The organism is Muricoccus radiodurans, from assembly GCF_050154705.1.
GTDB classification, from domain to species: domain Bacteria; phylum Pseudomonadota; class Alphaproteobacteria; order Acetobacterales; family Acetobacteraceae; genus Roseomonas; species Roseomonas radiodurans.
Genome location: NZ_CP189561.1, coordinates 5,515,765 through 5,527,996, shown reverse-complemented (window position 1 = coordinate 5,527,996; position 12,232 = coordinate 5,515,765). Strand labels below are relative to the sequence as shown.

Below are 12,232 nucleotides of genomic sequence, written 5' to 3'. Positions count from 1 at the left end.
AGGGGGACGATTCCTTCTCCCCATCCCCGGGGACCGTTCAGCCCCGCCCCGCGACGTGCCGGTCGAAGGCAGCACCGATCACGTCCCAGGTCGCGTCCCGCCCGGTGAAGAGGCGAAATCCGTCCACCGCCTGGCCGACGGACATCTCGCGACCCGGCATGATCGCGCAGCCCGCCGCCTTCGCGGCCGTCAGCAGCGGCGTCATCGGCGGATGATACACGGCGTCCGCCACCCACATGCCCGCTTGCAGGGAGGCCGGGTCCACGGGGCAGGAGGTGTCCGGCAGCATCCCGGCCGGGGAGGCATTCACCACGCCCTTCGCGCCGCGCATCCCTTCTTCCACCGTCGGGGACGCGACGAAGCGGCCGCCGCCCCAGCCCGAGGCCTCGCGCGCCAGGGATTCGGCGCGGGGCAGGTCGCGGTCGAAGACGCGCACTTCGGGCACGCCGGCCTTCGCGAGGGACCAGGCGATGGCCCGCCCCGCTCCCCCGGCGCCGAGCAGGAGCGCGGGACCGGATTTCACGGCCTCTCCCACACTGCCGAGCAGCCCGGCGAGGAAGCCGGTTGCGTCCGTGTTGTGGCCCGTGAGCTTCCCGCCCCGGACGGTGATGAGGTTCACCGCCCCCACCTGCGCCGCGCCGGGGTCCAGCGCGTCCAGGTGGTCCATCACCGCCTGCTTGTAGGGGAAGGTGACGTTGATGCCGGCGAAGCCGATCAGCCGCACCCCGTCCAGCACGCGGGCGATGGTCGCCGCATCGGCACCCCCGATGGAGATCAGGTGGTAGCGGACGTCGAGCCCCGCCGCCGCGCCTGCCGCCTCCATCATCGCCGGGGCGGCGGAGTGGGAGATGGGATAGCCCAGCAGCCCCAGCAGGACGCGGTGGATCGTCGCCATGGCGCTACGACCGATACGATCCGTTGATGTCGATGTAGCCATGCGTCAGGTCGCAGGTCCACACCGTGGCCGAACCGCTCGAGAGGCCGAGGTCCACGGCGATGTCGATCTCGCGGCCCTTCATGTGGGCGTTCACCGGGGCCTCGTCGTAGTCCGGCACGACGCCGCCGTTCCGGGCCATCCAGGTGCCACCGACCGCGACCGAGAGCTTGTCCCGGTCCGCCGGCTCCCCGGCCTTGCCGACCGCCATGACGATGCGGCCCCAGTTCGCGTCCTCCCCGGCGATGGCGGTCTTCACCAGCGGGGAGTTGGCGATCGCCATGGCGACGCGCTTCGCCGAGCTGTCCGAGACGGCGCCCTTGACCTCCACCTTGATGAGCTTCTGCGCCCCCTCCCCGTCCCGCACCACCTGGAGGGCGAGGTCGAGCAGGAGTTCCGTGAGCTGCGTCTCGAAGGCGTCGATCGAGGCGCCGGTCAGGGCCCCCACGCGCGGATGCTCCGCCTGGCCGGTGGCGAAGAGCAGCACGGTGTCGGAGGTCGAGGTGTCCGAATCCACGGTGGTCAGGTTGAAGGACTTGTCGACCGCGTGCCGCAGCGCGCGCTGGAGGGCAGCGGCCGGGATGGCGGCGTCCGTCGCCACGAAGCACAGCATCGTGGCCATGTCCGGGGCAATCATCCCCGATCCCTTGGCGATGCCGACGATCGTGACCTTCTGTCCGCCGATCTCCACCACGCGGGCGGAGGCCTTGGGGAAGGTGTCGGTCGTCATGATGCCGCGGGCGGCGTCGGCCCAGCCGCGCTCGCTGAGGGAGGCGTGCAGGGCGGGCAGCGCCGCGGTCAGCTTCGCGTGATCCATCACCTGGCCGATGACGCCGGTGGAGGCGAGGAAGACCTCCTCCGGCCTGCCGCCCACCAGGGCGGACGCGGCGGCGGCGGTGGCCTCCGTCGCCTCCACGCCGGCCTTGCCGGTGAACACGTTCGCGTTGCCGGCATTGGCCACCAGGGCGCGGGCGCTCTCTCCCTTCAGGGCGGTGCGGCACCAGTCCACCGGGGCGCCGGGGCATTGGTTGCTGGTGAAGACGCCCGCGACGGTCGTGCCGGGGGCGAATTCCATCATCATCACGTCCGGGCGCCCCTGGTAGCGCAGCCCGGCCGCGGCCACGCCGAGCTTGACGCCGCGCACCACCGGCAGGGGCGGCAGGGACACCATTAGGGGGGAGACGGGGATCGCCTTCGCCATGGCCTCGTTCCTCCTACCGCGCGGGGACCGGCCGGGCGGCCGGCGGGGCCGCACCACCCGGGGCCGGCGGGGTGGCCCCATCCAGCAGGGAAGGGGCGCGCTGCGGCGAGCCGTCCATGTTGAAGCGCTCCACTCGGGCGGCGCCGCGGATGCGCTCCACCGCGGCGTTCACCGTCTCCTCGAAGGCCGCCTGGCGGAGCGAGTCGCGGGACTCCTCGAAGGTCGGGGCGGGCGCGGCGCGGCGCTCCTCCACCTTGATCACGTGCCAGCCGAAGGGGGTCCGCACAGGGTTCTCGGAGATCTGGCCGGCCTGGAGGCCGAAGGCCGCCTCGGCGAATTCCGGGATCATGTCGCCCCGCTTGAAGAAGCCGAGATCGCCCCCCTGCTGGGAACCGGGGCCGGAGGAGCGGCGGCGCGCCACCTCGGCGAAGTCGGCGCCAGGGCGGCGGACCTCCTCCAGCGCCGCGCGGGCCTCGGCCTCGGACTGCACGAGGATGTGGCGGGCGTGGACCTCCTCCTCCCCGGCGGCGCGGGTGGCGGCCCCGCGCTCGAAGCGGGCGCGCAGCGCCTCGTCGGTCAGGGCGGGGGCGACCTCCCGGCGCAGGAGGGCCTGTTGCAGTTCCTGGTCCTCGGCCCGCTGGATGCGGCGGCGCACCTCGGGGTCGCGGTCCAGCCCGTCCGCCCGGGCGCGGGTGACGAGGGCCTTCTGGGCGATGAGCTGGTCCAGGATGAGTGGGAAGAGCATCGAGGGCGGGGCGGCCCGCAGCTCCTCCGGCAGTTCGCCCGCGGCGTCGCGCACGTCGGAGAGGCGGATCTCCTGCCCGTCCACCCGTGCGACCACCGGGTTTTCCTGGGTGGGTGTCGCCGGGGCCGGCGCCGCCTGGGCGGGCGCGGGCGCGGCGGGGGCAGCGGCCGGCGGGGTCTGGGCCAGGGCCGCCCCGAAGGCGGCGGAGGTCAGGATGGCGGTGGACAGCATCAGGCGACGCATCGCGGGAAGACTTCCAGCAAAAGGGGGCGCAACATGACGGAGCGGAAAGGACCCCACAAGGCGGCGACCGGGAGCCTCCGGCTTTCGTTGACCGGCCGCCCCCCCTTGCCTATCTCTGCCGCCTGCACCCAAGGGCCGCCCGGTTTCCGGCCGCGCCGAGGCCCGCCCGGGTCCGGCCCCGCCAGCCGGTGCCCGGAGATTGTCCGACCCGATGTTCGCCCGCCTCGCCCGTAGCCTCTTCGGCACCTCGAACGACCGCGTCCTGAAGGGGTACCGTGCGCGGGTGCCGGCCATCAACGCGCTGGAGCCGCAGATGGCGGCCCTGTCGGACGACGCCCTGCGCGCCAAGACCCCCGAGTTCCAGGAGCGGCTCGCCAAGGGCGAGTCCCTGGACGCCATCCTGCCGGAGGCCTTCGCGGTCTGCCGGGAGGCCGCCAAGCGCGTCCTCGGGATGCGCCACTTCGACGTTCAGCTGATCGGCGGCATGGTGCTCCATGACGGCAAGATCGCCGAGATGAAGACCGGCGAGGGCAAGACCCTCGTCGCCACCCTGCCCGTCTACCTCAACGCCCTGGCCGGGAAGGGCGTGCACGTCGTCACCGTGAACGACTACCTCGCCACCCGCGATGCGGAGTGGATGGGCCAGCTCTACACCTGGCTGGGTCTCACCACCGGCACGATCGTCTACGGCAAGACGGACGGGGAGCGGCGGGATGCCTATCACGCCGACATCACCTACGGCACGAACAACGAGTTCGGCTTCGACTACCTGCGCGACAACATGAAGTACCGGCTGGACGAGATGGTCCAGCGCCCCTTCGCCTACGCCATCGTGGACGAGGTCGACTCGATCCTGGTGGACGAGGCCCGCACCCCGCTCATCATTTCCGGCCCGACGGACGATACCTCCGACCTGTACAACCGCGTGGACACGGTCGTCGCGGAGCTCGTGAAGGACCCCTCGACCTTCGAGAAGGACGAGAAGATGAAGACGGTCTCCCTGACGGAGGCCGGGACCCAGACCGTGGCGGATGCGCTGACCGCGGCCGGGATGCTGGAGGAGGGCGACCTCTACGACTTCCACAACGTGACGCTGGTCCACCACGTGAACCAGTCGCTGCGCGCCCACACCCTGTTCACGCGGGACGTCGACTACATCGTCCGCCAGGACAAGATCGTCATCATCGACGAGTTCACCGGCCGCATGATGGAGGGCCGCCGCTACTCCGAGGGCCTGCACCAGGCGCTGGAGGCGAAGGAGGGCGTCACCGTCCAGCCGGAGAACCAGACGCTCGCTTCCATCACCTTCCAGAACTACTTCCGCCTCTTCCCCAAGCTGGCCGGCATGACCGGCACGGCGGCGACCGAGGCGGACGAGTTCGCCGAGATCTACAAGCTGGAGGTGGTGGAGATCCCGACCAACGTGCCGGTGGCGCGCGCGGATTCGGACGACGAGGTCTACCGCTCCGCCGCCGAGAAGTACGAGGCGGTCGCCACCCTCGTGCAGGAGGCGCGCGACCGCGGCCAGCCCTGCCTCGTCGGCACCACGAGCATCGAGAAGTCGGAACTGATCTCCTCGCTTCTCAAGAAGAAGAACATCCCGCACCAGGTGCTGAATGCCCGGTACCACGAGCAGGAGGCGGCGATCATCTCCCAGGCCGGGCGTCCCGGCGCGGTGACGATCGCGACCAACATGGCGGGCCGCGGCACCGACATCAAACTTGGCGGCAACGCCGAGATGCTCGCCCGCGCCACCTTCCCCGGCGAGCCGGACGGCCCGGAGTTCGAGGCCCGCCTGGCCGAGATCCGGCGCGAGGTGGAGAGCAGCTCCGAGAAGGTGAAGGCCGCCGGCGGCCTCTTCGTTATCGGCACGGAGCGGCATGAGAGCCGCCGCATCGACAACCAGCTCCGCGGCCGCTCAGGCCGCCAGGGCGACCCGGGCGCGTCGCGCTTCTTCCTCTCCCTGGAAGACGACCTGATGCGGATCTTCGGGTCCGACCGCATGGGCGGGATGCTGCAGAAGCTCGGCCTGAAGGAGGGGGAGGCAATCGTCCACCCCTGGATCAACAAGGCGCTGGAGAAGGCCCAGAAGAAGGTCGAGGCGCGGAACTTCGACACGCGCAAGAACCTGCTGAAGTACGACGACGTGATGAACGACCAGCGCAAGGAGGTCTACGCCCAGCGGCGGGCCTTCATGCAGGCCGAGAACGTCGCCGAGACGATCGCCGAGATGCGCCAGGAGGTGATCGACGAGATGGTCTCCCGCGCCATCCCGGAGAACGCCTATCCCGAGCAGTGGGAGATGGAGGCGCTGCAGTCGAAGGTGCGGGACACGCTCGGCCTCGATCTGCCGGTGATGGACTGGGGCCGCGAGGAGGGGATCGACGAGACCCAGATCCGCGAGCGCATCACCGAGGCCGCCGAGCGCGCCTATGCCGCCCGCTCCGCCAATATCGGCCCGGACCGCATGCGGGAGGTGGAGAAGTCCCTTCTGCTGATGGTCTTCGACAAGGTGTGGAAGGACCACCTTCTCTCCCTGGACCACCTGCGCCAGGGCATCGGGCTGCGCGCCTACGCCCAGCGGGACCCGCTGAACGAGTACAAGTCCGAGGCCTTCAACCTCTTCAACGCGATGCTATCGGAGATGCGGGAGGAGACGACCCGCTGGTTGATGCAGGTGGACCTTGCCCCCGAGGCACCGCTGCCCAGCCCCGACCCGATCTCCTTCACCGACGCCCGCCACCCCGCGCCGGACGAGATCGGCGGCTACGGCGAGGGCGAGGCGCTGTCCTACGGCTCCGCCGCCCCGCTTGCGGCGCCGCGCGTGGCGGAGGGGGTGGACCCGAACGATCCCACGACCTGGGACCGGACGCCCCGCAACGCGCCCTGCCCTTGCGGCTCGGGGAAGAAGTACAAACACTGCCACGGGCGGGGCTGAGTCCCCGCCCGGCGAGGACGCAACCCACCCGGTCCGGTTGCGCTATCGTTTCATCAGGATCAAGGGAGCGACGATATGACCACGCCTGGCCGCCACGCCATCCGGGCCGCCGCCGTTCTTGCCATGGCGGGACTGGCCGCCTGCGCCCCGGTGGTCGGACCCTATGAGCAGCAGGCCGCCGGTGCGGCCCAGGCCTGCCAGCAGGGCTACCAGCAGGCCTGCTACGACTACCAGGCCCTCGCCCCGGCCGCGAATGCGGAAGCGGCGCAGAACGCCCAGAACGCGCAGGTCGGCACGGCCGTCGCCGCCGGCGTCATCGGCGCGGCGGCGGGCGCCGCCATCGTCGGCGCGACGACGCGGGACCGGGGCTACCGCCGCGGCTACTACGACCGGCCGCGCCGCTACTACTACCGCTGAGCCGGGACGGGCCGCCCGTCGCGGCGGCCCCGCCCGAAGGGCGGAGAGGCCCGGATCGGGCCGCTGGACTGGGAGGGTTCAGCGACCCGCTTCGGCTTGCCCCGCTTCCACCGAGCGCGTTCCGAGGTCCTCCGCGAAGCGCAGAAGGTAGCCGTCCGGGTCCTGGACGAGGAACTCGCGCTGCCCGGCCTCGACGCTTCCGGCCCGGTACCAGGCGTCCTCCGGCGGTTCGAGGAGTGGCCAGCCGGCCGCGTCCAGCGCCGCCAGCATCGGGGCGATGCGCTCCACCATCATCTGCAGATTGATACCCCGGCCGAAAGGGCGGTCCATCTCCGCCGTCTCCCAGCGTCCGTTCCGCTCGCACAGCATCACCTGCAACGGCCCGCGGGCGAGATAGGCGAAGCGCGCCGCCGGCCGGTCATAGGCCACCGCGAAGCCGAGCGGCCCGCACCAGAAGCGCAGGCTCTCCGCCAGGTCGGTCACCGCGAGTTCCGGGACGAGCGGCGCGAATCCGCCGGCCGGCATCCGCCCCCTGCCCGGGGAGGCGGCGCGCGCGGCCGGATCGGCGATCGGCGCGCCGAGCCGATCCGCGGCTGCGGGAGGAGGACTCGTCATCGCCCCGGCCGGTCGCGGCACTCAGTCCTCGGGCACGAAGCCCGACGCGCTGACGATCGGCCCCCAGGCGTCCCGCTCCCGCCGCAGCCGGGCCGCGAAGTCGGCGGGGGACAGCGTCAGCGGCGCCAACTCGATCCGCGCCAGCGCCTCCCGCATCTCCGGCGTGCCCACCGCCGACACCACCGACTGATGCAGGGCGGCGACGACGGCCTCCGGCGCCCGGGCCGGCAGGAAGACGCCGTACCACTCCTCATGCGTCAGGTCGGGATGGCCGGACTCCGCCATGGTGGGGATATCGGGCACGTTCGGCATGCGCTGCGGCGACGTCACCGCGAGGATGCGCATGGCCCCCGCGCGGTGGTGCGGCATGGATTCCCCGATCGGCAGCAGCGTCGCGCTGATCGTGCCGGACAGCAGGTCCTGCATCGCCGGCGCGGAGCCGCGGTAGGGCACGTGGTTGAGCGTGATGCCCGCGGAGCGCGCGAGCTGCGTGCCGATGAAGTGCGGCATGGACCCCGGCACGGGCGAGGCGAAGTCCGCCCCATTCGGCCGCGCCTTCGCCCAGGCGATGTAGCCGGCCAGGTCCCGCGCCGGATGATCCGTCCGCACCGCGAAGCCGAAGGGGAAGATGCAGACCGGGGAGACCGGCGTGAAATCCGCGATCGGATCGTAACCGAGCGTGCGCGGGTAGAGATGCGGGTAGATCGTCAGCATGGAGGCCGGGGTCTGCACGAAGGCGGTGCCGTCCGGCGCGCTGCCCTTCAGGTTCTGCAGGGCCAGCCGCCCGCCGGCGCCGGGGCGGTTGTCCACGATGGCCTGGCCCGCGCCGCCGGCCCGCATTCGCTCCACCAACAGCCGTGCGACGATGTCCGACGTCCCGCCCGGCGGGAAGCCGACGATCGCGCGCAGCGTGCGCGACGGCCCCTGCGCGAGGGCCGGGCCCGCCAGCAGCGCCGTGCCGAGACCGAGCGCCGCCCGGCGTCCGGGAAGAGGTGGGGTCATGGACATCCTCCGGTGGGCCGGGTTCCCGGCCGTCTGGGCCCGAGGCTATCGCGCCCGGCGGGGCCCGTCAGCGTCCCTTGACGATCAACGTCCCCTGAAGACCGGCGGGCGCTTCTCGAGGAAGGCACGCATCGCTTCCTGCGAGTCCTCGTACCGTCCGAGCTCGGCGGTCAGCTCCTGCTCGAAGCGGTAGCCGTCGCGCAGGCTGGACCACTCGATCGCGTTCAGCCCGTGCTTCGCGAGGCGCGTCGCCACGGGGCTCTTGGCGGCGATCTGACGGGCCAGGTCCATCGCCGCCGGCATCAGCTCGTCCGGCGGCACGCAGGCCTCGACCACGCCCAGCCGGTACAGCTCCGGGCCGGGCACGCGGTAGCCGGTCAGCATCATCCGTCGCGTGCGGGAATGGCCGAAGAGCCGCATGGCGTGACGCCCGCCGCCGAGCAGCCCGACATCCACCTCCGGCAGGCCGAGCGAGGCGGTTTCGGACGCGATGAGCATGTCGCACGACGCCGCCAAGGCCAGCCCCGCACCGAGGGCCGGGCCGTTCAGCGCGGCGATGACGGGCTTGCGGCACTCATACACCGCGTCGAAGCCGGCGCGTCCGCGGCGGAGGTGCTGGGTCGCGTCGCCCGGTCGCCGCTCCGCCTCCCGCCCGGCCCGGGCCTTGATGTCCGCGCCGGCGGAGAAGATCCGGCCCGCGCCGGTCAGCACGGCGCAGCGCACGGCCTCATCCTCCGAGATGCGGTCGAAGGCGAGGGCGATCTCCTCCTGGAAGCGCCGGTCCTGTGCGTTGACGGGCGGGTTGTTCATGGTCACCACCGCCACGTGGTCGGCGATGGCGACGCGGATGACGGTCAGGTCGTCCATGGTTCCTAGTCCAGCCTCACGTTCGCTTCGCGGATCAGCCGGCCGAACTTCGCCGTCTCGGCATCGATGAAGGCCACGAACGCCTCGGGGGTGGAGGGCATCGTCTCCAGCCCGCGCTCGGCGCACCACGCCGCGAAGCCGGGGGAGCGGACCACCGCCTGCAAATCCCGGCTCATCCGCGAGAGGATCGGCGCGGGAAGCCCTGCCGGCGTGAGCAGGCCGAGCCAGGTGGAAAAGACGTAGCCGGGCAGCCCGCCCTCCGCGATCGTCGGCACATCAGGCAGCCGTGCCGCGCGCCGGTCCAGCGAGACTCCGAGGGCGCGGACGCTGCCGGCGGCAATGTTCGGCGCTGCCGTGATCGCCACGTCGAAATAGCCGCTGATCCGCCCGGCCAGCAGGTCCGTCATCAGCGGCGCCGTGCCGCGATAGGGGACGTGGGTGATCTCCACCCCCGCCATGCTCTTGAACAGCTCCAAGGCGAGGTGCGAGGCGCCGCCATTGCCGGACGACCCGAAGGTGAGCGCCCCCGGATTGGCGCGGGCATGGGCGATCAGCTCCGCCACGCTGCGGGCCGGCACGCCGGGATGAACGGTGAGCACCATCGGCGATTGCGCGATCAGCCCGATAGGGGTGAAGTCCCGTACGGGGTCGTAGCCCAGCTCGGGATACAGCGCGGCATTCGCCGCCTGGGTCCCGAGGAAGCCCATGAAGATCGTATGCCCATCGGCCGGCGCCCGCGCGACGAGCTGCGCCGCGATATTGCCGCCCGCCCCGGGGCGATTGTCCGCCACGACAGGCTGGCCCCAGAGGGCGCCGAGCTCCTCCCCCACCTTGCGGGCCAGCAGGTCGGTGATGCCCCCGGCCGGATACGGCACAACGAAGCGCACCGGGCGGGTCGGCGTCCAGGGTGCGTCGAGCGAGGGGGCCCGCGAGGGCGCGTCCTGCGCGCGGGCGTGGCCGCCGAGGGCGAGTGCGAGGACCAGGGCCGTGCGGCGCCGCATGAGCATCCCCCCGACATGCGCATCGGCCGTCGTGCAGGCCGCGATGCCTCTTGGGCGGCCTGGAGCCGCCGGCGGGAGAGGCTGCGCCCGGCCGCGGCGTCCCGCAATCCGGCTTCCGCGCTGCCCCGCCTTGCCCTATCACCCCGCGACGCATTTTCCAGGGAAGAGGAACGTCCCCGCATGACCTCCCGCGTGAACCGCCGCGCGCTGCTCTCGGCCGCGCCGGCCGCCGCCGTCCCGGCGGTGCTGGCGACGGGGGCCGCCGCCCAGACTCCGGCCGCGCCCGCTGTCGTGACCGCGCCGGAGGTGCGCTGGCGCCTCACCTCGTCCTTCCCCCGCTCCACCGACATCCTGTTCGGCACGGCGGAGGCGGTGGCCCGCCGCGTGGGCGAGCTGACCGACGGCAAGTTCCGCATCCAGGCCTTCCCGGGCGGCGAGATCGCCCCGGCCCTGTCCGCGCTCGACGCCGTGCAGGCCGGGTCGATCGAGTGCGCCCACACCGCCTCCTACTACTACATCGGCAAGGACCCGGCGCTCGCCTTCTTCACCGCCGTGCCCTTCGGCCTGAACGCGCGGCAGAACACGGCGTGGCTGCGCTTCGGCGGCGGCCAGCAGCTGATGGACGAGATGATGCGCGAGTACAACGCCGTCGCCTTCCCCTGCGGCGACACGGGCGCGCAGATGGGCGGCTGGTTCCGGCGCGAGATCCGCACGGTCGAGGACGTGCGCGGGCTCAAGTTCCGCATCACCGGCCTCGCCGGCCAGGTCTTCCAGAAGATGGGCGCGACGCCCTCGGTCGTCCCGGCCTCGGACATCTACTCCTCGCTGGAGCGCGGCACGATCGACGCGGCCGAGTTCGTCGGCCCGCATGACGACGAGAAGCTCGGCTTCGCCCGCGTCGCGCCGAACTACTACGCCCCGGGCTTCTGGGAGCCGGGCGCGCGGCTGCACTTCCTGGCGAATCAGGCCGCCTACAACGCGCTTCCCGCGCAGTACAAGTTCGCCATCCAGGCCGCCTGCGCCGAGGCCGACGCGGAGATGGTCGCGAAGTACGACGTGGCGAACCCGCAGGCCCTGCGCCGCCTGATCGCCGCCGGCACGCAGCTCCGCTTCTGGTCCCGCCCGATCCTCGAGGCCGCCTGGCGCGCCACCAACGAGGTGATGGAGGAGATCTCCGGCCGGAACGAGCGCTTCAAGCGCATCCTGGAGGCCCAGCGCCGCTACCGCGACGAGGTCTACACCTGGCACCGCGTGAGCGAGAACTCCTTCGACAACTTCGCCTTCACCGCCAGCCAGACGGTTCGCTGAACCGCCTGATCGGCGTAGCGTGACAGGGGCGGGGCCGCAGGGCGCCCGCCCCTCTTCTTTGGGATCGCCCACATGGACGCCACCGCGCTGCTCTCCGCCCTGCTGATGGGCGTGGTGGAGGGGCTGACCGAGTTCCTGCCCATCTCCTCCACGGGCCATCTCATCCTGCTGGGGGAGCTGATCGGCTTCCAGGGGCCGCCCGGCAAGGCCTTCGAGATCGCGATCCAGCTCGGCGCCATCCTCGCCGTCATCCTGGTGTACTGGCGCGACCTGATCCGCATCGGGACGGGCATGTGGCGGCCGAAGACGCTCGAGCGCTACACGGCGGAGAGCCTCTTCCTCGCGTTCCTGCCGGCGCTCGTGATCGGCGCCCTGTTGCATGGCCCGGTGACGGACCTGCTGTTCAACCCCTGGGTCGTGGCCGTCGCGCTCGTGCTCGGCGGAATTGTCATCATCCTGGTGGAGACACGGCGCGGACCGCCGCATATCCATTCGGTGCCGGAAATCGGGCCGGTGGCGGCGCTACTGATCGGCCTCGGCCAGGTGGTGGCGATGGTGCCCGGCACCAGCCGGTCCGGCGCGACGATCGTGGCCGCCCTGCTACTCGGGGTTGAGCGCCGGGTGGCAGCTGAATTCTCATTTCTGTTGGCGATTCCCACAATGTTCGCCGCCACGGTCTACAGCCTCTGGAAAGCGCGACACGGCTTGGATATGTCTGGCCTGGGACAGATCGCAGTGGGGTTCGTCGCGGCCTTCGCGGTCGCCCTGGTCGTGGTCCGAACCGTGCTTGCATCCATCTCCCGGATCGGCTTCGTGCCCTTCGGGTGGTACCGGATCGTCCTCGGCCTGGTGATCCTGGCCTGGCTCGGACTGTCCGGCCTCGGGCGCGGCTGAGGCGTTCCACCCGGGCCGACCGGGTGACATCCACGGCGGCATGCGGCTGCCGGAGAGGGGGAGTTCC

11 protein-coding genes are annotated in these 12,232 nt (G+C 71.8%); 4 read left to right on the top strand and 7 right to left on the bottom strand.

Annotated features, from left to right (window positions below):
- Positions 1-37: 37 nt before the first annotated feature.
- From ACP6CK_RS25740 to ACP6CK_RS25730, 3 genes are read right to left on the bottom strand one after another with little or no spacing between them, the layout of a single operon-like run.
- On the bottom strand, positions 38-895 hold the full coding sequence (locus ACP6CK_RS25740; protein WP_426956181.1) for a shikimate dehydrogenase: 858 nt from the start codon (positions 893-895) through the stop codon (positions 38-40).
- A 4-nt stretch (positions 896-899) separates the two neighbouring features.
- Positions 900-2,135 (bottom strand): bifunctional glutamate N-acetyltransferase/amino-acid acetyltransferase ArgJ, encoded by a 1,236-nt coding sequence (argJ, locus tag ACP6CK_RS25735; protein ID WP_426956180.1) that lies wholly within the window; start codon positions 2,133-2,135, stop codon positions 900-902.
- Between the two features lie 13 nt (positions 2,136-2,148).
- Positions 2,149-3,123: a peptidylprolyl isomerase gene (locus ACP6CK_RS25730; protein WP_426956179.1), complete on the bottom strand. Its 975-nt coding sequence runs from the start codon at positions 3,121-3,123 to the stop codon at positions 2,149-2,151.
- Positions 3,124-3,334: 211 nt separating this feature from the next.
- Between ACP6CK_RS25730 and secA the strand changes: the two genes are divergently transcribed.
- Entirely contained in the window at positions 3,335-6,061 is a 2,727-nt protein-coding gene (gene secA, locus ACP6CK_RS25725; RefSeq protein WP_426959979.1) for a preprotein translocase subunit SecA, read from the top strand.
- 75 nt (positions 6,062-6,136) lie between these two features.
- Positions 6,137-6,478 carry a hypothetical protein gene (locus tag ACP6CK_RS25720; protein ID WP_426956178.1) on the top strand — a complete coding sequence of 114 codons (342 nt, stop codon included), beginning with the start codon at positions 6,137-6,139 and terminating at the stop codon, positions 6,476-6,478.
- A gap of 78 nt (positions 6,479-6,556) precedes the next feature.
- On the opposite strand, the gene ACP6CK_RS25715 is transcribed toward ACP6CK_RS25720, so the two are convergent.
- The 4 genes from ACP6CK_RS25715 to ACP6CK_RS25700 form a co-directional block, all read right to left on the bottom strand.
- Positions 6,557-7,093 carry a bleomycin resistance protein gene (locus tag ACP6CK_RS25715; RefSeq protein ID WP_426956177.1) on the bottom strand — a complete coding sequence of 179 codons (537 nt, stop codon included), beginning with the start codon at positions 7,091-7,093 and terminating at the stop codon, positions 6,557-6,559.
- Between the two features lie 21 nt (positions 7,094-7,114).
- On the bottom strand, positions 7,115-8,095 hold the full coding sequence (locus tag ACP6CK_RS25710; RefSeq protein WP_426956176.1) for a tripartite tricarboxylate transporter substrate-binding protein: 981 nt from the start codon (positions 8,093-8,095) through the stop codon (positions 7,115-7,117).
- 84 nt (positions 8,096-8,179) lie between these two features.
- A complete protein-coding gene (locus tag ACP6CK_RS25705; RefSeq protein WP_426956175.1) occupies positions 8,180-8,962 on the bottom strand; it encodes an enoyl-CoA hydratase/isomerase family protein in 783 nt (260 codons plus the stop codon).
- Between the two features lie 5 nt (positions 8,963-8,967).
- Positions 8,968-9,963 carry a Bug family tripartite tricarboxylate transporter substrate binding protein gene (locus tag ACP6CK_RS25700; protein ID WP_426956174.1) on the bottom strand — a complete coding sequence of 332 codons (996 nt, stop codon included), beginning with the start codon at positions 9,961-9,963 and terminating at the stop codon, positions 8,968-8,970.
- A 180-nt stretch (positions 9,964-10,143) separates the two neighbouring features.
- On the opposite strand from ACP6CK_RS25700, the gene ACP6CK_RS25695 reads away from it, so the two are divergent.
- Positions 10,144-11,271, top strand: a complete 1,128-nt coding sequence (locus tag ACP6CK_RS25695) for a TRAP transporter substrate-binding protein (RefSeq protein WP_426956173.1) — start codon at positions 10,144-10,146, stop codon at positions 11,269-11,271.
- Positions 11,272-11,343: 72 nt separating this feature from the next.
- Complete coding sequence (locus ACP6CK_RS25690) at positions 11,344-12,165, top strand: undecaprenyl-diphosphate phosphatase (protein ID WP_426956172.1); 822 nt, start codon at positions 11,344-11,346, stop codon at positions 12,163-12,165.
- Positions 12,166-12,232 lie beyond the last annotated feature (67 nt).